The organism is Variovorax sp. OV700 (assembly GCF_900099805.1).
In the GTDB taxonomy this organism is placed as follows: Bacteria; Pseudomonadota; Gammaproteobacteria; order Burkholderiales; family Burkholderiaceae_C; genus Variovorax.
In genome coordinates this window covers 24,656-47,861 of record NZ_FNDR01000008.1, presented here as the reverse complement: position 1 = coordinate 47,861, position 23,206 = coordinate 24,656, and the positions used below count along the sequence as shown (strand labels likewise).

Genomic DNA, 23,206 nt, shown 5'->3' with positions numbered 1-23,206 from the left:
GGATGCAGAGGGGCGGCAGGACTCGAATCCGGCGCGTCACGCCAGGGCTTCGAAGAAGGCGAGCTTCCGCGAGCGAGGCAGTGCCTTGACGCTGATTTCCGCCCGCAGCGCAGCCCCCTTGTCGGGGTATGCGCGGGCTGCGAGCACACGCAACGGAGGACGCGCGCGCGTGAATTTGGCGCCCAGTCCGAAGACATGCTGAAAGAAGCGCTGCTCCACGTCGATCGCGATCCCCGTGTAGTACACGCCGCCTTCGCATTCCAGGAGGTAGAGCCAGTAAGGCACGGGCCCGGTGTCGGGCAAGGTTCGAGGCATGGCTCGGATTGTGCAGCGACAATATTCCCATGGCCCAAGGCAAACGCATCTCGGCGGACATCGACAGCGGCGCCCTTCAGGCGATCAAGCACATGGGTGCTGCGGCCAAGTTGGCTCGCACCAATGCCGGTGAGGGCCAGGCCGCAGCGGCCGCCCGACTGGGTGTGCATGTCCAGACGGTTGCGCGAATCGAATCGGGTGAACCGGGCGTCGCCATCGGGCACGTGCTGGGCATGCTTGCGCTTTACGGCATCAAAACGAAGTTGCTGCTCACTGGCGATGACCAGCCCACCTCCTGAGTGAGTGGGTTCATCTGCCGAGTGCGGGCAAGCGGGAGCAGGCGTACAGTCGATGATCGAGCCCACGGGTGCCGGCAGCCGCCGCATCTATGTCGGGGCTCTCCACAAATGGAGGCTGAAGATGTCCCAGCATGCGATTACCGCTGTCCACTTCAAAGACGAAAAAATCGAACTCGTCGCCATTCACCCGGTTGTGGAGAAGGAGTTCGGTTCGACAGAGTTCGCCCTTGGCACGGCGCAGCGAATCAGCGTTGCCGAGTGCGCCGAGCTCCTGGCCGCCGGCGAGGAAGTGTGCCTTGCACGGCGCACCGAAAGCCATGCCTGGGAGGTCATCTGCGATGTCAACCTCTTGCCGGGCGGAACCGGCATCACCGGCGTCGACATTGTCGGACGTCCCAACGATGCGTTGCAGAACCTTGCGGCGTGGGGCTGAGGGCCGGCCGCCCTATCTCATGGTTCCCAGATCCCGGACATCGGCTCGGAGAGACACCCGGTCGCCTTTGGCCAGTGGCAGGTTGACGAACAAATCGAGTCTTCGACGCAAAGCGTAGAGCGCTTGGATCGCGCCGTAGGTCGTCTTTTCTGGATCTCCCAAGGCGGCAACGTCCGGCATCGACCAAAGTGCGGTATCCGGTTGCCCCGGCCATGCCGGCTGTTCCTCGAAGGTCTTGTCGTCGAGCGTGATGATGAAGGTGGCTCTTGCGGCACCCTGTTCCTTCAACTTCTCCCAACTTGTCGGGATTCCGAGAGGCGGCCGCATCCGGGCGCTCGCCAGTGCGCCGAGCGCGGCTGGATGAATTTCGCTGGCAAGGTGTTTTGGAGAGCCGCACGACAGGGCTGCAAAGCGCTCACCACCGATATGTTCGAGACAGGCCTGTGCAAGAACGCTTCGAAGCGAGTTGCGTTTCGAAACAAAAATGACCCGGACCTTGCCCACTGTTGACATATAGAGTGGAGCTTAGTGCAGAGGTGATAGTTCAATCTGCCCGACGGCTTCCTTCTTACAAGGACGATGCGATGAGCAAGGATCAAGCTCGCCTGCAGCACCTTCTCGTGCGAATGCAGGCCTGGTACGGAGCAGACGATGCCGATGTTCTACAGCTTCGTGACGCGGTGCAGCAACTGAAGCTCGACGAATCCCGCGCACGCGGAACCCTGCGCTATTCCAACGCGCCCTTGTTTTCCGACCGGGCAACGCGCCTGGCGCGCGTGAGCCAGGACAGAGGCTTGTTGTAGAGACGATCGCGGACATCGGGGAGCAAGCTTCCTTGGCTGGCCGATTCAAGACGCGGTTTGCAGCTGATCGAGGTCCAGCAGAACATACTTCGCGGATCGTTCTGCCTTCCGGCTCCCGTCGTCGCTGACGATGATGATTCGGTCGACCCCGTCGATGACGGCCGGGCTCACCCCTTCTGCGCGCTCCAGGCCTTGAAGACCTGGAACCGTGACTCGACGCGTTGCGCCACCTTGCCGACCATTCCAGCGCCAGAGGGCGAACTGGCCCGGCTCGCGCGAAACCGGCCCGCTGATGACAAGGTACTCGCCGATGGCGGGGACGTAAGACAACCCACGAATTCCGTGGCCGTCCAGATCCAGCTCATCGAGATCAGCCGCCACCCGGGGGACCTCATCCGCCTCGAAGAGGCCTTGCGGGTTTTCGACGCTGGCGATGATCGCGCGGCCATTGCGCAACGGGCTGCGAAAGCCGATCAGCAGCCGTTGCTGGTCCGGGCTGATCTCCAACGCTTCGATATTGAGCCCGCCGCCGGTTTTGACATCGCGGATCTGGGCCGCCGAAGCCAGTTCAGGATGCTTCGCCATCAGGGCGCGCTTCAGTCCGTCGATGACTTTGGGGTCTTCGACGCGATTCCCCTCGATGCGGAACCGGACCAGTCGTTCACGTGACTTCTTTTCGTTGCCTTCGTCGTCTCGAGAATGCGACGTGATCGCGTAGACGAAGCCTACGCGGTCCAAGGCGAGTCCTTCGAGATCATCCAGTTTCCAGAAGTCGCTGAATATTTGAAACAGCCCGGCGATGAGTTCGGTGCTGTCGACACTTCCGTCGGCGCCGAGCACGACCAGACTGAAGGGATGGCCCTTTTCGTCCTCGACCACAAGAAAGCGCCCATCCGGCAACCGCTGGATCGCCGACGGCTCATAGATGCCGGTCAGGGGCTGGAAAGCGGGGAGTCTTTTCTGCGCCATGAAAGCATTGTCCACCCACGTATCCGCTTTTCCCAGGCCCTCCTGTCACAGGCATCGCCGATGCCGCGAGGAACGCCGCGCGGCCTTCGGTTGGCCTACTTCTTCGGGCGCCCAGCCTTCAGCGGCGCCAGCGAATCCAGCGCACCGCGCAGCTGGGTGTCGGTGAGTTGTTGAAGCGCGTGCAGCCCGGCTCGCAGCAACTCGCTCTTCTTGGCAGGGCGTTTGAAACCTAGCGCGCGATCCTTGAGGACGGCAATCAGACCGAAGTCCGGCTGGGGCATCGTGAAGCTGTCTCGCACGAGCTTGCTTTTGGTCTTGGCCGCGTCGCGGACGGACTCGGAGGAAGTGGCCTGGAAAGACGTCGCCAGTTCCGTGCGGGGAGCAGCAGGCCGGGTGACCTGAGGCGGCGCGACCACGGCCTTCACCGTCTTGGTCTTCAGCGGCCCCGTCTTCTTTGCAACTGTCTTCTTCGCTGATTTCTTCACTGATGCCTTGTTCACTGGCGTCAACTTTTTGGGTGCAGCGGTGGTCTTGGCGCCGGCTTTGGTGGGCGTTGCCTTCTTGGTGACTGCGGCTTTCTTGGTCACCACGGCCTTTTTTGCCGAGGACTTCGTAACCACCGGTTTTGCCGGCGTGGTCCGAGGCGAGACCTTCTTGGCGGTGGCCTTCTTCGTCGCAGCTGCTTTGGGTTCGCGCACCGGCGCCTTCTTGGCCGCCGGCCTCTTGCGTGCAACCGGCTTTGCGGTTGGCGGGTTCGACGGCAGCTGCGGTGCGGCAGGCGTTGTCGACTCTGCCGGAGGCTGGACCGCCGAGGCGGTCACTGTCGGGTCGGTTGCGTTGCTGGGCTCAGAAGTCATTTCGTTGTTGGTCATGCCAAAGTCAGTCATTGAGGATTTCTTCGATTATGGTGTAAATGATTTACACCATTATTTTCAACGCAATCGAAGTCGTCATCAAGAGCCTGTCCGTCTGGCGGATACGTCGAAGCAGAGGGGCCGGCAGCACCCGGATCTTTCCTCTTGTCTTTCCTTGCGCGCATCTGCACGCTCCACCAAGCGGCAGCGGCTTATGAGCAATACGGATCCTTCGTCCCCCCCAACGGAACCGGGCCGTATTGCGCGCCGGACGAAGGCCGCCGATCAAACCGGGTGGAGCCGCTGGCTCCCGGGGCTGCGCACGCTGCGCGAGTACCAGGTGGCCTGGCTGCGGCACGACATCGTTGCAGGACTGGTGCTGACCACGATGCTGGTGCCCGTCGGCATCGCCTACGCGGAGGCGTCGGGCGTACCCGGCATCTCTGGCCTCTACGCAACCATCGTTGCGTTGCTCGCGTACGCCGTGTTCGGCCCCAGCCGGATTCTGGTGCTGGGCCCGGATTCTTCGTTGGCCGCCGTCATTCTGGCCGTCGTCCTTCCATTGTCTGGCGGGGACCCGCATCGCGCGGTCGCCCTTGCGGGCATGATGGCGATCGTGTCGGGCGCGGTGTGCATCCTTGCCGGAATCGCGCGCCTGGGCTTCGTCACCGAGCTTCTCTCCAAGCCGATTCGCTACGGCTACATGAACGGCATCGCGCTGACGGTATTGATCAGCCAACTGCCCAAGCTTTTCGGCTTTTCGATCGAGGGCACGCGCCGGGGTGTCGGTCCTTGGCGAGGTCCCGCAAGGTCTGCCTGCGTTCGCCATTCCGTGGATCACCACCGCCGACATCGTCCCCGTCCTGATCGGCGGTTGTGCCGTCGCTCTCGTATCGTTCGCCGACACCAGCGTGCTTTCTCGTGTCTATGCGGCGCGGACCCGCAGCTATGTCGACCCGAACCAGGAGATGGTGGCGCTCGGCGCCGTCAACCTGGCGGCCGGACTTTTTCAGGGCTTTGCTGTCAGCAGCAGTTCGTCACGCACCCCCGTGGCCGAGGCCGCAGGCGCCAAGACTCAGCTGACCGGAATCATCGGCGCGCTGGCTGTTGCCCTGCTGCTGGTGGTGGTGCCGGATCTGCTGAAAAACCTGCCCACCAGCGCGTTGGCCGCGGTGGTGAGTGCATCGGCCATCGGCCTGATCGAGGTCGCCGACCTGCGAAGAATCTATCGCATCCAGCGCTGGGAATTTTGGCTGTCGATCGCCTGTACCGCCGGCGTAGCCGTGCTGGGCGCGGTTGAAGGCATCGGCCTGGCCATCGTGATTGCGGTCATCGAACTCCTGTGGGATGCATGGCGCCCGTATTCCGCTGTTCTGGGACGCGCCGACGGCGTCAAGGGCTACCACGACATCACGCGCTATCCCGACGCGCGCCTTATCCCGGGCCTCGTGCTGTTTCGCTGGGATGCGCCGCTGTTCTTCGCCAACGCCGAACTGTTCCACGACCGCGTGCTCGACGCCGTGGTTTCGTCGCCTACGCCGGTGCGTTGGCTGGTCGTTGCGGCGGAACCGATCACCAGCGTCGACGTGACCTCCGCCGACATGCTGGCCGAGTTGATCGAAACCCTGCACGCGGCCGGCATTCAGTTGTGCTTTGCCGAGATGAAGGACCCCGTGAAGGACAAGCTGAAGCGCTTCGGGCTTTTCGAGCGGCTTGGGGATGCGACGTTCTTTCCGACCATCGGTACCACCGTCAGCCGATATCTCGAGACCCATGCGGTGGACTGGGTGGACTGGGTGGACTGGGTGGACGAAAGGCGCTGACAGATACCAGCAGCCGACGGTCGAGCGCAGGCTATATTGCTCGCTCAGCAACTGAGAGAAATCACTATGGCAAAAGCCTATTGGGTCAGCGCGTACCGTGCCGTCAAGGACGCCGACAAACTTGCGGCGTACGCAAAGCTCGCCGGTCCGGCGATCACTGCAGGCGGCGGGCGCTTTCTTGCGCGCGGCCTGCCCGCCGAGGTCTATGAGTTCGGTCTGCTCCAACGCACCGTGTTGATCGAATTCGACAGCATCGAGCAGGCCAGGGCCGCGCATGACAGCTCCGACTACCAGGCCGCACTTGCCGCGCTGGGCGATGGGGCCGAACGGGACCTGCGGATCATCGAAGGGGTCTGAGCCATTCGCGGCAACCGTTGACCTGGTGTGCCTTGAGACCCGGAGATTCAGATGCTTCCTGTGGTCATTGCGCTCATCGCGACGGTCATCCTCCTCGTCTGGATGGGTTTCTTCATGATGGGCTCGCTGCCGCTGCTGGTGCTCAAGCACGACACGCCGCTGGACTCTCGCTTCATTCGGGGCCTGTTCAACGTCTACTACGTCGCCGTGATGCTGACGGCGAGCGCTGCGGCACTCAGCTATGCATGGTCCGGCAAGCCCGCCTTTGCCATTGGCATGGCCTTGATCGCCGCCTTCGCGTTTGCGCTGCGCCGCTGGATCATCATCCCGCGCATGGACCTTCTGCGTCACACTATCCCGGCCACTGGCACTTCGATCTTCCGGTTCCGCCGGCTTCACGTCGCCGGGATGGTGCTCAACGTGGCGCAGCTGTGTACCGTGGCTTGGGCCTTGACCCGGCTGGCTCTCTGATCGCATGGAATCAACGGGACGAAACACTGGCTCGCCAAATTCCCTTCACGATCAGCACTGCGAGCAGTACGCCTGCTTCGGCAAAGACGGCGCATGCGAGCAAGAATTGCAGTGGCGCCTGTGCCAGCACGATGTCCGGGGCCTTCCATGGAGCGGGAATGACGCCTCTGAAGAGGCCTCGCACGGCAATGTAGATAGGCACTCCCCCGAAGAGGAGCGCCAGAAAAATACCAAAGACCTTCAACTGCCACGGCGACAGCACGGTACGCTCGAAACCGCTGTCTTCGAACCGTGCTTCTCCCAGGATCGGGAGGTTGAATATGACAACGGCGAGCGCAAAGAAGGCGACAAGCACTGCGGGGATGAAGAAGAGCCCTCCCAGCGCAGAACTGCCCGAACGCATCTCGATCGAGACGTAGGTCGCACCGAGGAAGATGGCAAGCGCAATTGCCCTGCGAAGCAAATCCATCGTTTGGCCCCAATGTGTCAATCAAGAAGGTCGACATCCACGTCGTCGTCATGCCAACGGCGCTCGATAAGCCAGGCGCCCAAAGCGGCGGTTGCCAGCCCCAGCAGGATGCTGCTCCAGCCCCATGGTCCCACGCGCCAACGAGGAACCATCAGCAGGCATAGCGCCCAGAGCAGCGGCGCGCGCACCAGTGCGCGGACGATCGCACCGGGCACGAGGATCGTCATGAGGAAGACGAACCCCAGCCCCAGCGCCCAAGCCACGATCTCTCCCAAACCCATGGCCACAGTCCAGCCCAGCACGCGAAAGAAATCCACGGCGGGATCTGCATGCACGGACAGGCTCGTGAGCGCCAGAAGGGCGCCCACCCAGCGGGCGGGCCGAAGGTGCGAAATCGGGGTCGGCGCGAGCATGGGCGCAGTATGCACACCCTCGCCGTGTGCAGGATGTCCAACGCGAGAAGGCGCAAAGACCGCGACCGGCGGGTGCATGGGCTGATACCGAAGCAAGTCGATTGCCCCCCGGCCCACCGCCCCTCGCAATCACTCCACCGTCACGCTCTTGGCAAGATTGCGCGGCTTGTCGACATCGGTTCCGCGTGCGCAGGCCGTGTGGTAGGCGAGCAATTGCAGCGGCACCACGTGCAGGATCGGCGAGAGCGCGCCGTAATGCTCGGGCATGCGGATCACGTGCAGGCCTTCGCTGCCCTTGATCTTGGTGTCGCCATCGGCAAGCACATAGAGCACGCCGCCGCGCGCGCGCACTTCCTGCAGGTTGCTCTTGAGCTTTTCGAGCAGCATGTCGTTGGGTGCCACGGCCACCACGGGCATCTCGCTCGTCACCAGCGCGAGGGGGCCGTGCTTGAGCTCGCCGGCGGCGTAGGCCTCGGCGTGGATGTAGGTCACTTCCTTGAGTTTGAGCGCGCCTTCCAGCGCAATCGGATAGTGCAGCCCGCGGCCGAGGAACAGTGCGTTGTCCTTGCGCGCGAAGTCTTCGGCCCAGCCGATGATCTGCGGCTCGAGCGCGAGCACCGATTGCAGCGCCACGGGCAAGTGGCGCATCTCCTTCAGGTATCGCGCCTCGTCGGCTTCGCTCAGGCGGCCTTTGCTCTGGGCAATGGCGAGCGTTAGCAGAAAGAGGCCGGCCAATTGCGTGGTGAAGGCCTTGGTCGAGGCCACGCCAATTTCGACGCCCGCACGCGTGATGTACGCAAGCTTGCACTCGCGCACCATCGCGCTGGTTGCCACGTTGCAGATGGTGAGCGTCTGTTCCATGCCGAGCGATCGCGCATGCTTGAGCGCAGCCAGCGTGTCGGCGGTTTCGCCCGACTGGCTGATGGTGACCACCAGCGTCTTGGGGTCGGGCACCGAATCGCGATAACGGTATTCGCTCGCAATCTCGACCTGCGTCGAGATCTTTGCGATGCCTTCGAGCCAGTACTTGGCGGTGCAGCCGCTGTAATAGCTGGTGCCGCAGGCAAGGATGAGGATCTTGTCGATGTCCTTGAAGACACGGTACGCGCTGGCACCGGTGGTGCCGTCCTGCCCGATGCCGTCGAACAGCTCAGGCACGATGCCGGCCACGCCTTCGAGCGTGTCGCCGATGGCACGCGGCTGCTCGAAGATTTCCTTCTGCATGTAGTGGCGATACGGGCCGAGTTCGGCCGCGCCGCTGTGCGCCTGCACGGTGCGCACCTGGCGTTGCACGGGCTTGTGGTTGCGGTCGACGATCCAGTATTTGCCGGGCTGCACGTCCACCACGTCGCCTTCTTCGAGATACACGATCTGGTCGGTCACGCCGGCCAGCGCCATGGCATCACTCGCGAGAAAGTTCTCGCCGCCCTCTTTGCCCGCGCCCAGGATGAGCGGCGAGCCCGCACGCGCACCGACCACGCGCTGCGGCTCGTCCCGGCAGATCACGGCAATGGCGTAGGCGCCGTGCAGCTGCAGCACCGCGGCCTTCACGGCCTCGAACAGGTCGCCGTCATAGAGGCTGTCGACCAGGTGGGCGATGACCTCGGTGTCGGTTTGGCTCTCGAACACATAGCCCTTGGCTTCGAGCGCCGCGCGCAGGGCTTCGTGGTTCTCGATGATGCCGTTGTGCACCAGCGCGATACGGCCGGGCCGCGTGCCCTGCGCATCGGGGCCGGGCCCGTGGCTGAAATGCGGGTGCGCGTTGTGCACGGCGGGCGCGCCGTGCGTGGCCCAGCGCGTGTGGGCGATACCGGTCAGGCCTTCGACGTGGTCTTCACGCACCTGGGTCACGAGATCCGCCACGCGCGACGTGGTGCGCGCCCGCGTGAGACCGCCCGCGTGAACCGCCACGCCGCAGGAGTCATAGCCTCGGTATTCGAGCCGCTGCAGGCCCTGGACGAGGACCGGAACGATGTTGCGATGGGACGCTGCGCCGACGATGCCGCACATGGTGAGCTTCCTTTGAATGAAGAGGAGGCCTGATGGTAGAGAGCGACGCGAAAAATATGCGCTCGCAATTTGGTTGATTTTGAATTTTTATTTCACTCATCTACCTGCATGGTTTTTTATTCCATAATTTGTTCATATATGGAATCGATTTCCCTCGATGCAATAGATCTCCGCTTGCTCGACGCCTTGCAGCAGGACGCCTCGCAGACCAATCAGCGCCTTGCCGCCGAGGTCGGCATTTCGCCGCCCACCTGCCTGCGCCGCGTTCAGCGGCTGCGGCAAGAGGGGCTCATCGAGCGCCAGATTGCCCTGCTCTCACCCGATCGGCTGGCTGCTGCGCTGGGCCACGGCTTGCAGGCGGTGGTTGAGATATCGCTCGACCGGCAAGACACGGCGGCGCTCGACGCATTCGAGGCGCGCGTGATCGCCGACGACGCCGTTCAGCAGTGTTGGCGCGTCTCGCCGGGACCGGATTTCGTGCTGGTGGTGGCCGCCCGCGACATGCCGGACTACGGCGCGCTGGCGCAGCGGCTCTTCACCGCCGACGCCAACGTGCGCAACGTGAAGGCTTTTTTCAGCCTCAAGCGCGCGAAGTTCGATCCCAAGGTGCCGCTCGCGCCCTGAGCGCAGCTTGTTTGCTTGCTGCAGGCGATCAGGCCTTGGGCGTCTTCTGCGGGCGTTTCCAGTTTGGAAAGCTCACCTGCTTGCCGCGCGCCACGGTGAGCGCCCCGGGCGCGGTCGACTTGTTGACCGTGGACCCGCCGCCGATGGTGCCGCCCGCACCGATGGTGATGGGCGCCACCAGCACGCAGTTGCTGCCCACGTGCACGTCGTCCTCGATGACCGTGCGATGCTTGTTCGCGCCGTCGTAGTTGGCGGTGATGCTCCCCGCTCCGTAGTTGACGCGCTGGCCCACGCTGGCGTCGCCCAGATAAGCCAGGTGATTGGCCTTGGCACCGTCGGCCAGGGTCGAGTTCTTGACCTCGACGAAGTTGCCGATGTGCACCTCGGTGCCCAGTTGGGCGCCAGGCCGCAGCCGCGCGAAGGGGCCGACGAGCGACCTTTCGCCCACGGTCACGCCGGTCTTTTCGCCGTCGATGTGGGTGAAGGGATGGATCACCGCACCCGCTTCGATGCGTGCATTGGCAATCACGCAGTTGGCACCGATGCGCACGCCTTCGCCCAGATACACCGAGCCCTCGAACACGCAGTTGACGTCGATCTCGACGTCGGCCTCGCAGGCCAGCGTGCCGCGCACGTCGAAGCGCGCCGGGTCGGCCAGCCGCACGCCTTGCGCCATCAGCGCATCGGCCTGGCGCAGCTGCCACGCCCGTTCGAGAGCCGCCAGCTGCGCGGGGCTGTTGATGCCCGCAACCTGGAGCGCATCGCCGATCACGTGCGCAACCACCGGCACGCCGTCGGCAGCGGCCAGCTTGACGATGTCGGTGAGGTAGTACTCGCCCTGCGCGTTGCGGTTGTCCAGCCGCGCAAGCCAGCCTTTGAGGAGGCCGACGGGCACGGCCATCACGCCGCTGTAGATTTCGCGGATCTGGCGCTGTGCCTCGGTGGCGTCTTTCTGTTCGACGATGGCCGTGACTTCGCCGGCGCCCTGCCCGCCCTGCCCTTCCGCGCGGACGATGCGCCCATAGCCCGTGGGATCGTCGAACTCGATCGTCAGGAGCGCGAGCCGCTGGCCTGCGCTGGCGGCGATCAGCGCGCGCAGCGTTTCCTCGCCGATCAGCGGCACGTCGCCCGACAGCACCAGCACCGTGCCGTCGTCGGGCAGGAGCGGAACCGCCTGCTGCACCGCATGGCCGGTGCCGAGCTGCGGCTCCTGGCGTGCAAACTGCAACGCGGCGCCGGTGGCGGACATGGCGGCCTCGACCTCCGCTGCGCCATGGCCGGTGACCACAACCACGTGGCGGGCGCCGATGCGCGCGGCAGTGTCGGTCACGTGCGCAAGGAGTGCACGCCCGGCCAATCGATGCAACACTTTGGGCAGCCGGCTCTTCATGCGCGTGCCTTTGCCGGCCGCCATGATGACGACGTCGATGGGTCCCTGGTTGTCCTGCGGAATCTGATTCATGCTTCTTTCTACCCGAATGAGTGGCGCCAACTTGGCGCGAATTATCGGTGTGCTGCTGGTGGCCGCCGCGCTCGGGGCATGCAGTGCGGTCAAGCTGGCCTACAACAATCTTCCCGAGGTGAGCTATTGGTGGCTGGACGCCTACCTCGACTTCGACGGCTCTCAGACGCCCAAGGTGCGCGACGAACTCGCGCAACTGCAGGCCTGGCACCGGCAGAACGAACTCCCCCGCGTGGCCGCCCTGCTGCAGGAAGCGCAAGCCATGGCACCGGGCGACGTGACCGCGGCGCAGGCCTGCCGCATGGCGGACCAGATCCGCGAGCGCCTGCTGGCCGTGGCCGAGCGCGCAGAGACGGCGGGCACCGAGCTGGCCCTGAGCCTGGGCGAGGCCCAGTTGCTGCAGCTGGAGCGCAAGTACGCCAAGGTCAACGCCGAATACCGCAAGAAATGGCTCGACCGCAGCGCCGCCGAGGTCCAGGAGAAACGCTACGAAAAATACCTCGATCGCCTGGAAGATTTCTACGGCCGGCTCACCCCGGAGCAGCGCGACCTGGTTCGGCGGCAGGTGGCGCAATCGGGGTTCGACCCGCGGGTGATCGATGCCGGGCGCCGCAGGGGCCAGCAGCAGACGCTTGAAATGCTGCGCCGCCTCAACGCCAGCAGGCCGTCGGCGGCCGAAGCGCGCGCCGCCATTCATGCCTGGGTGATGCGCGTCGCCGCCCCGCCGCTGGGACCGGGGCGCGATCAGCAACAGGCGCTGCTGCAGGAAGGCTGCCGCAACCTGGCGGCGCTGCACAACACCACCAGCGCGAGCCAGCGCGAACGGGCGGTGCGGCGGCTGCAGGCCTACGAGGACGATGTGCGGCAGCTGGCGGCTGCGCGATGAATTCGAAGCCGCGCCGCTAGATGAGCGGCGTCGGCCGCAGGGGACGCTCGAAATAGTCGCCCAGCGTTTCGAGCGCGCGCGGCTCCAGAATGCGCAGCCATCCTGCATCGAGCTTGTAGAGGCCGAGGTTCTGCAGCCTTCGCAGCGTCTTGTTGGTGTGCACCAGCGAGAGTCCCAGCGCATCGGCCAGGTGCTGCTGGTTGAACGGAAACTCGACCCAGCCGTCGCGCTCCATGCCCACGCGCTGCGCCCGGCGGTACAAGTGCATCAGCAGCATGGCCACACGCTCGCTTGCGTTGCGCCGGCCGGCGGTCACCAGGTTGTCGTCGACCAGTTTTTCCTCGCGCGCGGCAAGCCAGGTAATCGCATAGCCCAGCTTGGGCTGGGCGTGGAACAGCTCCCACAGCTTGTCGCGCGAAAACGCGCAGAGCGTCGTGTCGGTCACGGCCTCCACGCCGTGCGTCTGGCCATCGGCAAACTCGTCTTGCAGGCCGATGAAATCGCCGGGCAGCAAGAAATTGAGAATCTGGCGCCGTCCGTCGCCCAGCGTCTTGTAGCGAAAGGCCCATCCGGCATAAAGCGTGAACAGCTGGGCGCTCGGCCGATGCTCTTCGATGATCGCGCCGCCGGCCGGAACGCGGCGGGAGCCGACGCGAAAGGACTGGATGATCTTCAGTTCTTCGGCCGAGGCCGGCAAGAAGGCTTCGAGCTGGCGCAAGGCACAGTCATCGCAGGGATTCGGCCCCTGGGGCGGCGATGCAGTCGGCGGATGGTCCTCGAATTTCACGCACCACTATAGGCTTTTCGCCTGTGTCTTTTTACATTTCGCAGGGGGCCGGAGCTTCATACACTTCGCACGTTTTCCGCTCCCTTTCGCAATGACAGAAGAAGCAGCTCTCCACGAAGTCTTTTATTGCAGCATGCTCACGCAGGACCTGCCGCCAGCCACGGTCGGCTCGATCGTGACCCAGGCCCGCGCCCGCAATGCCCAGCACAGCATCACCGGCCTGCTCGTTTTCGACGGCATGCGGTTCTGCCAGCACCTGGAAGGACCGCAAGGCGCGGTGGAAACCTTGATGGAACGCATCGCGCAAGATCCCAGGCATACGAGCGTCAGGGTTGTCTATCGCGGGCCCTTGGCAGCCCGCCGCTACTCGGGCTTTGGCATGGGTCTGGCCGAAAGCGAGGGCCCCCATCTCATGGCCGGCGTGCATGCGCTGGAGGGTGAAGCTGCGCTCAAGCACTTCCTGGCGCTGCAGCCCAGCTTCGACATCAACGCCTGAAAAACAAAAAAGGCGGCCGAGGCCGCCTTTCCGTCTGTGGGAAACCAGGCGCTCAGGCCGGATCCCACGAGTAGGTGGCGCCGTAGCCGTCCCACGCTTCCATGACGATGCGCTGGCCGGCGGCCACGGTCATCGACTCGCCCGGTGCCAGCACCAGGTCTTCGCTGGGGGCGGCCGAGGTGGCGTCCGGCGTGATCCAGACGCGGCCCTGCTTGACCCGCAGTACGCTGGCCGACCGCGCCTTCAGGCTCATCGCCTCGCCGGGCGCAATCTGCCAGGCACCACGGCGCACGGCCGGCGGAACGGCGGTAGCGGTACGGGCGGCAGGCGCGAGGGTAGCGAGCGATTGGTTGGTGCAGACAGCGGTAGACATATGAAACTCCTTGGCGTTGCCGAATTGCGATGGCACAGACGGAGGCAATAGCGCAGTTCGGGAATGAATGATCGTTTTTGTGCCGTTGGCAGTCCAATGAAAACGAGGTAGCCTACTGATTCCGAATCCGCATCAATCGAAACCGAGGCCGCCCACGCCTTCATCCATGCAGCATTCCCAAACCCACCTGCGCTCCCGGCCCATCTCGGCCGGCCACCTGCGTGCCTTCGAGGCCGTGGCCCGGCACCTGAACTTCCGGGCCGCCGCTGAAGAAATGGCACTCACGCAGTCGGCCGTGAGCCGCCAGATCCAGTCGCTCGAGGAAGAAGTAGGCGTGTCGCTGTTCCTGCGCCACACGCGCGCGGTGGAGCTCACGAGTGCGGGGGCGCAGCTGCTGCTCGCGGTGCAGCAGTCGCTGCCGCGCATCGATACGGCCGTGCGCCAGATTCGCCAGAGCGCGGGGCGCAAGAGCGTGTCGCTCACCACCTTTGCGTCTTTTGCATCGATGTGGCTCATCCCGAGGCTGGAGGCCTTCCAGCGCGACAACCCCGAGATCGACATCCGCATCGACGCCAGCGACGTGGCGGTCGATCTGGACGTGGCCGACGTCGACATCGCCCTGCGCTACGGCACGCGCGAAGCCATGCCGCCCACCGCGGTGCGCCTGTTCGGCGAAACCCTCACGCCAGTGGCGAGCCCCTGGCTATTGAAGAGCAGCCCGCCCATCAAGACTCCCGCCGACATCGCCCGCTTCACGCTGATCGAGGCCGGCGACGCGCACCGCACGCACCTCGAATGGCTGACTTGGCGGCGCTGGTTCGAAGTGAATGGCCTGGAACGGGCGCAGCCCAAGCGCTGGCTCTATTTCAACTACGCCTACCAGATGGTTCAGGCGGCGCTCACGGGCCAGGGCGTGACGCTGGCGCGCAGTTCGCTCATCGCGGAAAGCCTGGCCAACGGCGACCTGGTCGAGGTGCTGCCACAGCACCGCATGGATTCGCCGATGGGCTACTGGCTCATCGCCGGGCCGCGCAACGCGCTGCGGCCGGAAATCAAGGCTTTCTGGGACTGGCTGCAGACCCAGGCCGTCACCACGCGCGAGACCATCGGCGAAGTGCCTGATCCGGACACGGTCGACAACATCGACTGAACGAAGCATCAGCGAGAGGTGGCCGCCGCCGGGCCGCCCCAAGGCGGGCCACGCCTCCCCCTCGGGGGGTGGAGTTACACGAAGTGAAAAGCCGGGGGGCTCAAGACGTCGGCCAGACCACGCCGTTGTCGTTCAGGATGGCGTCGAGCGGCAGGTCGTGCGGTCCCGGCTCGAAATCTTCGAGAAAGCCGTTCGTGAATCCCAGCCCCACGGTGTAGGGGCGCGGCTCCAGCGCCGCCAGCGTGCGGTCGTAGAAGCCGCCGCCATAGCCCAGCCGGTAGCCGCCCGCGCTATAGCCCACGCAGGGCACGAACAGCAGCGTTGGCACGATCAGCTCGGTGTCCTTGGGCTTGGGAATGCCGTAGGCGTCTTCCTCCATCTGGCACCCCGGGTACCAGGCATGAAAGGTCAGCGTCTTGTGCACCTTGTTCATCACCGGCAGCCCGATGCGGCGGCGCTGCGGTTCGTCGATGAGCTCGCCGTCTTCCTTCCAGCGGTGCAAGGCGGGCAGCGGATCGAACTCGCCCTTGATCGGCCAGTAGGCGCCGATCACGGTGTCGGGCCGGCCGACCAGCCAGATCCGCATCACCCGCTGCAGCAGGTCGGCCCTGGCGAGCCGGTCGGGCATGGCCAGGCGCTGCTCGATCAGCGCTTTTCGCACCTGATCCTTGAGAAAACTCGTGGTCGCCGAGGTGTCGGCATCCTTTGACTTGTCCATAATCCCCCGATGCAGTTCCCAAGCATTTTGGCACCCATGTGCCATCGCCCGCTCCGCGCGGCGCCCGCACTCCTTTTTTCCGCCGTCTTGTTCGCAGCCGCGTTGCTCTCGCAGCAGCCGGCAAGTGCGCAGACAAACACCAATGACGACGTGCTCATCCAGATGAAGCAGGCCTTTCAGCGCGGCGACAAAGGCCGCCTGGCGGCCCTGCTGCCGCAAGCGCGCGGCCATGCGCTCGAACCCTGGGCCGCCTATTGGGAGCTCAAGGCCCGGCTGCAGGAAGCCTCGGCCAACGAGGTGCAGGATTTCTTCGCCCGTTACCCCGGCACCTACCAGGAAGACCGGCTGCGCAATGACTGGCTGCTGCTGCTGGGCCAGCGCCGCGACTGGGACGGTTTCTCATCCGCCGTGGCCGGGTTCCGCATGGGCGACGACGCGCAGGTGCGCTGCTACGCCATCCTGGTCGAATCCCTGCGCTCCGGCAGTGCCACGCAAGCCCAGGCCGACGACGTGCGCCGCAGCTGGTTCAGCCAGAAAGAGGCGGACGACGGCTGCCTTACCGCCGCCGACCGCATGGTCGCGGCCCGGCTGATGTCGCCCAACGACGCGTGGAAAAAGGCGCGACTGGCCATGGAGGCCAATCGCCCGCAGGCCGCGCGCGGCGCCGTGACCATTGCCGCGCCCGATGCGCTGCCGCTGTTCGAAGAGCTCAATGCCAGCGCGGCCAAGTTCCTGACCGGCCGCGCCTTCGTGGCCGCCAAGTCGCGCAAGGAACTGGTGGTGCTGGCGCTCATCAAGGTCGCCATGGCCGACCCGGACCAGGCCGCATCGCAGCTGGACAGCAAGTGGGGACCGATGCTTTCGGCCGAAGAGCGCAACTGGCTCTGGGGCACCATCGGCCGCCAGGCTGCTGGCAAGCTCTCGCCGCTGGCCGGCAGCTACTTTGCCAACGTCACGAAGAACGGCGACCTGTCCGACGACATGCTCGGCTGGCGGGTGCGCGCCGCGCTGCGCGCCGGCCAGTGGAAGGAGGTGGCGCCCGCCATCAACGCCATGAGCGAAACCGCCCAGCAAGAGTCGACCTGGGTCTACTGGAAGGCACGCGCCCTCAGCGCCGCGGGCGGCGACGACCGCCGCGCCCAGGCGCGCGAGCTCTACCAGACCATCGCCGGCACGCGCGGCTTCTATGAAATGCTGGCGCTCGAAGAACTCGGCCAGCGCACCGTGGTGCCCACCCGGCCGGCACCGCTCACGCCCGAAGAGAAAGGCGTCGCGCGCAGCAACATCGCGCTCAACCGCGCGCTCTATGCCATTGCCATCGGCCTGCGCCCCGAGGGCACGCGCGAATGGAACTACGCCACCAATCTGCACGACAAGGGCGGCATGGACGACCGCGCGCTGCTGGCTGCGGCCGACTTCGCCTGCCAGCGCGAGGTGTGGGACCGCTGCATCAACACCAGCGAGCGCACCAAGGGCGTGATCGACGTCGAGCAGCGCTTCCCCATGCCGTTCCATGACACGGTGCTGCGCAAGAGCCAGGACATCGGGCTCGACCCGGCCTACGTCTACGGGCTGATCCGCCAGGAAAGCCGCTTCATCATGGATGCGCGCTCGGGCGTGGGGGCCTCGGGCCTGATGCAGGTGATGCCGGCCACGGCGCGCTGGACCGCGCGCAAGATCGGCATGAACGACTTCACGCCGGGGCAGATCAACGACCGCGAGACCAACATCACCATCGGCACCAACTACCTGAAGCTCGCGCTCGACGACTTCGACGGTTCCATGGCGCTGGCTGCCGCCGCCTACAACGCCGGCCCGGGCCGGCCGCGCAGCTGGCGCAACGGCCCGGTGATGGAGGCCGCGATCTGGGCCGAGAACGTGCCCTTCAACGAGACGCGCGACTACGTGAAGAAGGTGCTGGCCAACACCACCAACTACGCGGCGCTGATCAGCGGACGTCCACAGTCGCTGAAAGAACGCCTCGGCCGGGTCGGCCCGCGCGACGCCTCGGAGCCCGAGCCCAACAAGGACCTCCCCTGAGATGAGCTGGGCCGGCGAGGTGCTCGACACCATTGCGGCCGAGTTCTCGGACGTGGGCGACGTCGCCCAGCTCACGCGCATCGTCGTTCGCCTGATGCTTGCGGCGGTGCTCGGCTTCATGCTGGGCTTCGAGCGCGAGCAGCACGGCAAGGCGGCGGGCGTGCGCACCCACATGCTGGTGGCCATCGGCTCGGCGCTGTTCGTGCTGATTCCGCAGCAGACCGGCATCGTGCCGGCCGACATGAGCCGGGTGATCCAGGGCCTGGTGGCAGGCGTGGGCTTTCTATGCGCCGGCACCATCCTCAAGCAGGGTCGGGACGAACACCAGGTGCAAGGCCTCACCACCGCCGCCGGGCTGTGGATGACGGCCGCCATCGGCATGGCCTGCGGGCTCGGCCGCGAGGTGACCGCGGTGTTGAGCGCACTGCTCGCGCTGGCCGTGCTTGCGCTGGTGCCGCGCCTGGTGGACCTGATCGAGCGCATGGTCGGGCCGCCGAGGGGTGAAGGCAAGGCCGGCGAGGCGCCCCGCGTGATCGTTCCACCCGAGGACCGGCCGCCGCGCTGAACCCGCATCAATAAGCGCAGGCTTCGGCATCAATCCACGCGCACGGCCGCGCTAGCATCGAAGGTTTCTCATCCGAACCGCGGGATCACATGATGCGCAAGCTCTACATCGGCAACAAGAACTACTCGTCCTGGTCCATGCGGCCCTGGGTGCTCATGAAGCAGGCCGGCATCCCGTTCGAAGAGGTGATGGTGCGTTTCGACTCCTTCGAAGCCGAGTCGCAGTTCAAGAACACCATCGGCGCCCTCAATCCCGTGGCGAAGGTGCCGGTGCTGGTCGACGGCGACCTGGTGGTGTGGGACACGCTGGCCATTGCCGAATACCTGGCCGAGAGCTTTCCGGACAAGCAGCTCTGGCCCCGCGCCGTGGCCGACCGGGCCCGCGCGCGCAGCGTCTGCGCCGAGATGCACTCGGGCTTCAGCAACCTTCGCAACCTGTGCGGCATGAACATCGAGGCTTCGCTGGCCCATGTCGGCGTGCGGCTGCTGAAGGACAACCCCGGCCTGCAGGACGAGATCGACCGCATCGTGCAGATGTGGACCGGCCTGCTCGACGCGCATGGCGGCCCGTTGCTGTTCGGCGAATTCAGCATTGCCGATGCCTACTTTGCGCCGGTCGGCACGCGCATCAAGACCTATGGGCTGCCGGTGACACCGGCCGTCTCGGCCTACATCGAGCGGGTACAAGCTTTGCCGGGCATCAAGGCATGGATCGATGATGCACTGGCCGAGAAGGACTTCCTGCAGTTCGAGGAGCCCTACCGCACCGGGCGCTGAGCCTCGTCGGGTTCAGGGGAGCCGCCGTATCCCTACACTGGGCGCATGAAAACCTATCTCGTCGGCGGTGCGCTGCGCGACCGGCTGCTCGGGCGGCCGGTGTCGGACCACGACTGGCTGGTGGTGGGTGCGACGCCCGAAGAAATGGTCTCGCGCGGCTACCTGCCCGTGGGACGCGATTTTCCGGTGTTTTTGCACCCGCGCACGCGCGAGGAATACGCCCTGGCCCGCACCGAGCGCAAGAGCGCTCCCGGCTACCGGGGTTTCACCGTGCATGCCTCGCCCGACGTCACCTTGGAGCAAGACCTGGCGCGGCGCGACCTCACGGTCAACGCCATCGCCATGCCCGCGGAGTTCGTGCAGGCCGATGGCAGCTTCGAGCCCGACCCCGGCAAGCTGGCCGATCCCTTCCATGGCCGGCGCGACCTGGAGCAGCGGTTGCTGCGCCATGTGACCGACGCCTTTCGCGAAGATCCGGTGCGCATCCTGCGGGTGGCCCGTTTTGCTGCGCGCTTCGACGATTTCTCGGTCGCACCCGAAACCATGGCCCTGATGCGCGAGATGGTCGAGGCCGGCGAAGCCGATGCGCTGGTGGCCGAGCGCGTGTGGCAGGAACTGGCGCGCGGCCTGATGGAAACCCGCCCGTCGCGCATGTTCGAAGTACTGCGTGCCTGCGGCGCGCTGGCCGTGCTGCTGCCCGAGGTAGACCGGCTCTGGGGCGTGCCGCAGTCCGCGGAGCATCATCCCGAGGTCGACACCAGCGTGCACCTGATGATGGTCGTCGACACCAGCGCCACGCTCGATGCGTCGCTGCCGGTGCGCTTCGCCTGCCTGATGCACGATCTCGGCAAGGGCACGACGAATCCCGAGGAGCTGCCGCGCCATGCCGGCCACGAGAAACGCAGTGTCGAACTGCTGCAGGCGGTGTGCGATCGCTGGCGCGTGCCGGTCGATGTCCGCGAGCTGGCCGAGGTGGTGGCGCGCGAGCACGGCAACATCCATGGCAGCAGCGAGCTCGAAGCGCCGGAGCTGGTGCGCCTGCTGGAGCGTTGCGACGCCTTCCGCAAACCGGCCCGTTTCGCCGACGTGCTCCTGGCTTGCGAGTGCGACTCGCGCGGCCGGCTCGGATTCGAAGACCAGCCCTATCCGCAGCGCGAGCGGCTGCTTGCAGTGCTCTCCGCGGCCACCGGCGTGGCCACCGACGCGGTGGCGCGGGCGGCACAGCAGTCGGGCGCCGCCGGCCCGCAGATCGGCGAGGCGATCCATCGCGCCCGGGTCGAGGCCGTGGCGGCGTTGCTGGGCTGAAGCCCGATTCGAGTGCGACGGCGCCCTGCGCCGCCCAAACGCGCGCGGGGCTTTGGCCGACACGGCAAATGCCAGGCCCGTGTTATGGTTTTCACCGATGCCAATGCCCTCTCAGACGCCTCCCCCGCTGGGCCGAGACACCGCCCTCTTTCTTGACTTCGACGGCACGCTGGTCGCGCTTGCGCCCACTCCGGAAGCCATCGAGGTCCCCCCTGCGCTGGTGGCACTGCTGCAAGACCTGCGCGACCAGCTCGGCGGTGCCCTGGCCGTGGTGTCGGGGCGCCAGATCGACGCCATCGACCGTTTTCTTGCGCCACTGCGACTGCCGGCAGCCGGCGAACACGGCGTGCAGCGGCGCGACTCGCAGGGCCGCATGCAGGAACAGCACGCGCCCGACCTCGTACCCATTCTCGACATCGCCAATGAGCTGGCGCGCGTGCACGAAGGCCTGCTGGTCGAGCGAAAGCACGCGGCCATCGCGCTGCACTACAGGCTCGCGCCGCAGCTGGAGGCCGTGTGCAGGGACGCCATGTCGCGCGCCATCACGGGCCGACCGTATCTCGAGCTGATGCACGGCAAGTTCGTGTTCGAGGTCAAGCCAACGGGCGTCAACAAGGGGATTGCCATTGAGGCCTTCATGAACGAGGCTCCGTTCGCGGGGCGCGTGCCGGTCTTTGCGGGCGACGACACCACCGACGAGAGCGGCTTCGCGGTCGTTCAGCCGCGCGGCGGTGTCGGCATCAAGGTCGGTTCGGGCCCGAGCCTGGCACTGCACCGGCTGGAATCGCCCCGCGCCGTCTACGAATGGCTGGTGCAGATGCGCGACCTGCTGGCCGCGCCAAAAAAGAAGAAGAATGAGTCCCCAAGGAACCCTGAATGAGCGAGATGCAATTGTCGAAGGCACCCGAAGATCGCGCAGGCGCTTCCATTTCCGGCGCGGCCAGGCCCGCCGGGACGGCGCCCGTCGACCCGCATGCCGCGGTGCAGGCCGTGCCGCGCGGCTTCGGGCCGTCGGCCGAGCCTTCGCTCAACGTGGGCGTGATCGGAAACTGCGCCTACAGCGCGATCATCGACGCCCGCGGGCGCGCCGTGTGGTGCTGCCTGCCGCGCTTCGACGGCGACCCGGTGTTCAACGCCCTGCTGCACCCCGAGGAAGATGCCGGCGCCTGGGCCATCGAGATCGAGGACTTCGCCTCCAGCAAGCAGTGGTACGAGCCCAATACGGCGGTGCTGCGCACGCAGCTTTACGACAGCGCCGGCCAGGGCATCGAGATCACCGACTTTGCGCCGCGCTTCTACAGCCGCTCGCGCTACTTCCGGCCGCTCACGATGGTGCGCCGCGTGCGGCCGATTGCCGGCGCGCCGCGCATCCGGGTGGCGCTCGACCCGCGCTTCCAGTGGGGTGCCACGGCGCCGCTTGAGGTCACGCGCGGCAGCAACCACATCCGCTACGTGGGGCCGGACGTGACGCTGCGGCTCAATACCGACGCCTCGATTTCGCACATTCTTTCGCGCCAGCCTTTCGTGATCTCGCGCGAATACAACTTCATGTTCGGCGTGGACGAGACGCTGCTCGAAGGCATTGCCGACACGGCGCGCAGCTTCGAGCAGGAAACCATCTCCTACTGGCGCACCTGGAGCAAGCGCCTGGCCATTCCGTTCGAATACCAGGACGCGGTGATCCGCGCGGCCATCACGCTCAAGCTCTCTCTGTACGAAGACACGGGCGCCATCGTCGCGGCCATGACCACGAGCATTCCCGAGGCGCCGGGCAGCCAGCGCAACTGGGACTACCGGTACTGCTGGCTGCGCGATGCCTTCTTCGTGGTGCGCGCGCTCAACTCGCTGAGCGAAGTGGGCACCATGGAAGACTACCTGCGCTGGCTCGGCAACGTGGTGATCGGTTCGCACGGCGAGCACATCCAGCCGCTGTACGGCATCGGGCTGGAGCGCGAACTGCCGGAGTCGATGGTCGAGAACCTCGCGGGGTACCGCGGCATGGGCCCGGTGCGTGTGGGCAACCAGGCGCAGGAGCACTTTCAGCACGACGTCTACGGCAACATCGTGCTCGGTGCGGCGCAGGCCTTTCACGACCACCGCCTGCTCGCCCGCGCGGGCGTGGCCGAGTTTCCGCACCTGGAAGCCGTGGGTGAACAGGCGATTCGCGTGTACGGCACGCCCGATGCCGGCATGTGGGAGCTGCGCACGCGAGCCCGTGTGCATACCAGTTCGGCACTGATGAGCTGGGCCGCCTGCGACCGGCTCGCCAAGATCGCACGTGCGCTGGAGTTGCCCGAACGCGCCGCCTATTGGCACGGCCATGCCGCGCGCATGAAGGAAGAAATCCTCGACAAGTCATGGTGCGAGGAGCGCCAGGCCTTCGCCGAAAGCTTTGGCGGCCACGAACTCGATGCCAGCATCCTGCTGATGGTGGAGGTGGGCTTGATCGACGCGCGCGATCCGCGCTTCATCTCGACCGTCGATGCCATGGAAAAGTCGCTCTGCGATGGCCCCTACATGCGCCGCTACGAAGCGGCCGACGACTTCGGCAAGCCCGAGACGGCCTTCAACATCTGCACCTTCTGGCGCATCGACGCACTGGCCAAGATCGGCCGCAAGGCCGAGGCGCGCCAGATCTTCGAGACCATGCTCGCGGCGCGCAACCCACTCGGCCTGCTGTCGGAAGACACGCATCCGGTCACGGGCGAGATGTGGGGCAACTTTCCGCAGACCTATTCGATGGTTGGCATCATCAATGCGGCCGTGCGGCTGTCGGCTCCTTGGGACTCGTGCATATGAGCGCCGCGC

Annotated in this window: 27 protein-coding genes and 1 pseudogene; 16 read left to right on the top strand and 12 right to left on the bottom strand. The window is 65.7% G+C overall.

Translation table 11 applies throughout. From position 1 onward, the window contains the following. Nucleotides 1–36: 36 nt before the first annotated feature. Nucleotides 37–315: a GIY-YIG nuclease family protein gene (locus BLR24_RS18990; protein ID WP_093019696.1), complete on the bottom strand. Its 279-nt coding sequence runs from the start codon at nucleotides 313–315 to the stop codon at nucleotides 37–39. Nucleotides 316–344: 29 nt separating this feature from the next. On the opposite strand from BLR24_RS18990, the gene BLR24_RS18985 reads away from it, so the two are divergent. Next, nucleotides 345–614 (top strand): helix-turn-helix domain-containing protein, encoded by a 270-nt coding sequence (locus BLR24_RS18985; RefSeq protein ID WP_093019694.1) that lies wholly within the window; start codon nucleotides 345–347, stop codon nucleotides 612–614. A 52-nt stretch (nucleotides 615–666) separates the two neighbouring features. Beyond that, a complete protein-coding gene (locus tag BLR24_RS18980; RefSeq protein WP_254787446.1) occupies nucleotides 667–1,047 on the top strand; it encodes a hypothetical protein in 381 nt (126 codons plus the stop codon). Between the two features lie 12 nt (nucleotides 1,048–1,059). Here the strand turns inward: BLR24_RS18980 and BLR24_RS18975 are convergent, their stop codons facing one another. Next, nucleotides 1,060–1,560 (bottom strand): low molecular weight phosphatase family protein, encoded by a 501-nt coding sequence (locus BLR24_RS18975; protein WP_093019692.1) that lies wholly within the window; start codon nucleotides 1,558–1,560, stop codon nucleotides 1,060–1,062. A 71-nt stretch (nucleotides 1,561–1,631) separates the two neighbouring features. Here BLR24_RS18975 and BLR24_RS18970 point away from each other — a divergent pair, with 71 nt between their 5' ends. Next, nucleotides 1,632–1,850: a hypothetical protein gene (locus BLR24_RS18970; RefSeq protein ID WP_093019690.1), complete on the top strand. Its 219-nt coding sequence runs from the start codon at nucleotides 1,632–1,634 to the stop codon at nucleotides 1,848–1,850. Between the two features lie 45 nt (nucleotides 1,851–1,895). Here the strand turns inward: BLR24_RS18970 and BLR24_RS18965 are convergent, their stop codons facing one another. From BLR24_RS18965 to BLR24_RS31195, 3 genes are all read right to left on the bottom strand, one after another. After that, the gene (locus tag BLR24_RS18965) at nucleotides 1,896–2,819 is read right to left on the bottom strand and encodes a DUF3616 domain-containing protein (RefSeq protein ID WP_093019688.1); all 924 of its coding nucleotides are present in this window, start codon (nucleotides 2,817–2,819) and stop codon (nucleotides 1,896–1,898) included. A 95-nt stretch (nucleotides 2,820–2,914) separates the two neighbouring features. Further along, nucleotides 2,915–3,691, bottom strand: coding sequence for a hypothetical protein (locus BLR24_RS30760; protein ID WP_175543304.1), 777 nt, complete (start codon nucleotides 3,689–3,691; stop codon nucleotides 2,915–2,917). A 267-nt stretch (nucleotides 3,692–3,958) separates the two neighbouring features. Beyond that, nucleotides 3,959–4,081 carry a hypothetical protein gene (locus BLR24_RS31195; protein ID WP_302848514.1) on the bottom strand — a complete coding sequence of 41 codons (123 nt, stop codon included), beginning with the start codon at nucleotides 4,079–4,081 and terminating at the stop codon, nucleotides 3,959–3,961. Here BLR24_RS31195 and BLR24_RS18955 point away from each other — a divergent pair. The 3 genes and pseudogenes from BLR24_RS18955 to BLR24_RS18945 all read left to right on the top strand — a co-directional run bounded on the left by BLR24_RS18955 (nucleotide 4,050) and on the right by BLR24_RS18945 (nucleotide 6,324). Next, nucleotides 4,050–5,496 (top strand): annotated as a pseudogene (locus BLR24_RS18955) (SulP family inorganic anion transporter). The gene BLR24_RS31195 and the pseudogene BLR24_RS18955 overlap by 32 nt on opposite strands. A gap of 66 nt (nucleotides 5,497–5,562) precedes the next feature. Further along, a complete protein-coding gene (locus BLR24_RS18950; RefSeq protein WP_093019684.1) occupies nucleotides 5,563–5,853 on the top strand; it encodes a DUF1330 domain-containing protein in 291 nt (96 codons plus the stop codon). Nucleotides 5,854–5,904: 51 nt separating this feature from the next. Then, the gene (locus BLR24_RS18945; protein ID WP_093019682.1) at nucleotides 5,905–6,324 is read left to right on the top strand and encodes a hypothetical protein; all 420 of its coding nucleotides are present in this window, start codon (nucleotides 5,905–5,907) and stop codon (nucleotides 6,322–6,324) included. Nucleotides 6,325–6,334: 10 nt separating this feature from the next. Here the strand turns inward: BLR24_RS18945 and BLR24_RS18940 are convergent, their stop codons facing one another. From BLR24_RS18940 to glmS, 3 genes are all read right to left on the bottom strand, one after another. Further along, the gene (locus BLR24_RS18940; protein WP_093019680.1) at nucleotides 6,335–6,793 is read right to left on the bottom strand and encodes a hypothetical protein; all 459 of its coding nucleotides are present in this window, start codon (nucleotides 6,791–6,793) and stop codon (nucleotides 6,335–6,337) included. Nucleotides 6,794–6,810: 17 nt separating this feature from the next. After that, a complete protein-coding gene (locus BLR24_RS18935; protein ID WP_093019678.1) occupies nucleotides 6,811–7,206 on the bottom strand; it encodes a hypothetical protein in 396 nt (131 codons plus the stop codon). Between the two features lie 129 nt (nucleotides 7,207–7,335). Then, entirely contained in the window at nucleotides 7,336–9,216 is a 1,881-nt protein-coding gene (gene glmS, locus BLR24_RS18930; RefSeq protein ID WP_093019676.1) for a glutamine--fructose-6-phosphate transaminase (isomerizing), read from the bottom strand. Nucleotides 9,217–9,354: 138 nt separating this feature from the next. Here glmS and BLR24_RS18925 point away from each other — a divergent pair, with 138 nt between their 5' ends. Then, nucleotides 9,355–9,840, top strand: coding sequence for an Lrp/AsnC family transcriptional regulator (locus tag BLR24_RS18925; protein WP_093019674.1), 486 nt, complete (start codon nucleotides 9,355–9,357; stop codon nucleotides 9,838–9,840). Between the two features lie 28 nt (nucleotides 9,841–9,868). On the opposite strand, the gene glmU is transcribed toward BLR24_RS18925, so the two are convergent. Continuing rightward, nucleotides 9,869–11,302 (bottom strand): bifunctional UDP-N-acetylglucosamine diphosphorylase/glucosamine-1-phosphate N-acetyltransferase GlmU, encoded by a 1,434-nt coding sequence (gene glmU / locus BLR24_RS18920; RefSeq protein WP_093019672.1) that lies wholly within the window; start codon nucleotides 11,300–11,302, stop codon nucleotides 9,869–9,871. Between glmU and BLR24_RS18915 the strand changes: the two genes are divergently transcribed. Further along, nucleotides 11,301–12,188, top strand: coding sequence for a DUF6279 family lipoprotein (locus BLR24_RS18915; RefSeq protein ID WP_254787443.1), 888 nt, complete (start codon nucleotides 11,301–11,303; stop codon nucleotides 12,186–12,188). The genes glmU and BLR24_RS18915 overlap by 2 nt on opposite strands. Before the next feature lie 16 nt (nucleotides 12,189–12,204). On the opposite strand, the gene BLR24_RS18910 is transcribed toward BLR24_RS18915, so the two are convergent. Continuing rightward, on the bottom strand, nucleotides 12,205–12,906 hold the full coding sequence (locus tag BLR24_RS18910) for a Crp/Fnr family transcriptional regulator (RefSeq protein WP_254787441.1): 702 nt from the start codon (nucleotides 12,904–12,906) through the stop codon (nucleotides 12,205–12,207). Nucleotides 12,907–13,066: 160 nt separating this feature from the next. On the opposite strand from BLR24_RS18910, the gene BLR24_RS18905 reads away from it, so the two are divergent. After that, the gene (locus BLR24_RS18905) at nucleotides 13,067–13,471 is read left to right on the top strand and encodes a BLUF domain-containing protein (RefSeq protein ID WP_093019666.1); all 405 of its coding nucleotides are present in this window, start codon (nucleotides 13,067–13,069) and stop codon (nucleotides 13,469–13,471) included. A gap of 52 nt (nucleotides 13,472–13,523) precedes the next feature. Here the strand turns inward: BLR24_RS18905 and BLR24_RS18900 are convergent, their stop codons facing one another. Continuing rightward, nucleotides 13,524–13,844, bottom strand: a complete 321-nt coding sequence (locus BLR24_RS18900; protein WP_093020166.1) for a DUF2917 domain-containing protein — start codon at nucleotides 13,842–13,844, stop codon at nucleotides 13,524–13,526. A gap of 166 nt (nucleotides 13,845–14,010) precedes the next feature. Here BLR24_RS18900 and BLR24_RS18895 point away from each other — a divergent pair, with 166 nt between their 5' ends. Beyond that, nucleotides 14,011–14,994 carry a LysR substrate-binding domain-containing protein gene (locus tag BLR24_RS18895; protein ID WP_093019664.1) on the top strand — a complete coding sequence of 328 codons (984 nt, stop codon included), beginning with the start codon at nucleotides 14,011–14,013 and terminating at the stop codon, nucleotides 14,992–14,994. 100 nt (nucleotides 14,995–15,094) lie between these two features. Here the strand turns inward: BLR24_RS18895 and BLR24_RS18890 are convergent, their stop codons facing one another. Continuing rightward, a complete protein-coding gene (locus BLR24_RS18890; protein WP_093019662.1) occupies nucleotides 15,095–15,712 on the bottom strand; it encodes a 5-formyltetrahydrofolate cyclo-ligase in 618 nt (205 codons plus the stop codon). Nucleotides 15,713–15,721: 9 nt separating this feature from the next. Here BLR24_RS18890 and BLR24_RS18885 point away from each other — a divergent pair, with 9 nt between their 5' ends. The 6 genes from BLR24_RS18885 (at nucleotide 15,722) to BLR24_RS18860 (ending at nucleotide 23,197) form a co-directional block, all read left to right on the top strand. After that, nucleotides 15,722–17,752, top strand: a complete 2,031-nt coding sequence (locus BLR24_RS18885; RefSeq protein WP_093019660.1) for a lytic transglycosylase domain-containing protein — start codon at nucleotides 15,722–15,724, stop codon at nucleotides 17,750–17,752. Nucleotide 17,753: 1 nt separating this feature from the next. Further along, on the top strand, nucleotides 17,754–18,317 hold the full coding sequence (locus BLR24_RS18880; protein WP_093019658.1) for an MgtC/SapB family protein: 564 nt from the start codon (nucleotides 17,754–17,756) through the stop codon (nucleotides 18,315–18,317). A gap of 92 nt (nucleotides 18,318–18,409) precedes the next feature. After that, nucleotides 18,410–19,093: a glutathione S-transferase family protein gene (locus tag BLR24_RS18875; protein ID WP_093020164.1), complete on the top strand. Its 684-nt coding sequence runs from the start codon at nucleotides 18,410–18,412 to the stop codon at nucleotides 19,091–19,093. Between the two features lie 45 nt (nucleotides 19,094–19,138). Next, nucleotides 19,139–20,398: a multifunctional CCA addition/repair protein gene (locus tag BLR24_RS18870; RefSeq protein ID WP_093019656.1), complete on the top strand. Its 1,260-nt coding sequence runs from the start codon at nucleotides 19,139–19,141 to the stop codon at nucleotides 20,396–20,398. Nucleotides 20,399–20,501: 103 nt separating this feature from the next. Continuing rightward, nucleotides 20,502–21,278 (top strand): trehalose-phosphatase, encoded by a 777-nt coding sequence (gene otsB, locus BLR24_RS18865; RefSeq protein WP_093019654.1) that lies wholly within the window; start codon nucleotides 20,502–20,504, stop codon nucleotides 21,276–21,278. Next, nucleotides 21,275–23,197: a glycoside hydrolase family 15 protein gene (locus BLR24_RS18860; protein WP_093019652.1), complete on the top strand. Its 1,923-nt coding sequence runs from the start codon at nucleotides 21,275–21,277 to the stop codon at nucleotides 23,195–23,197. The genes otsB and BLR24_RS18860 overlap by 4 nt, the downstream gene beginning before the upstream one ends. Nucleotides 23,198–23,206: the final 9 nt, after the last annotated feature.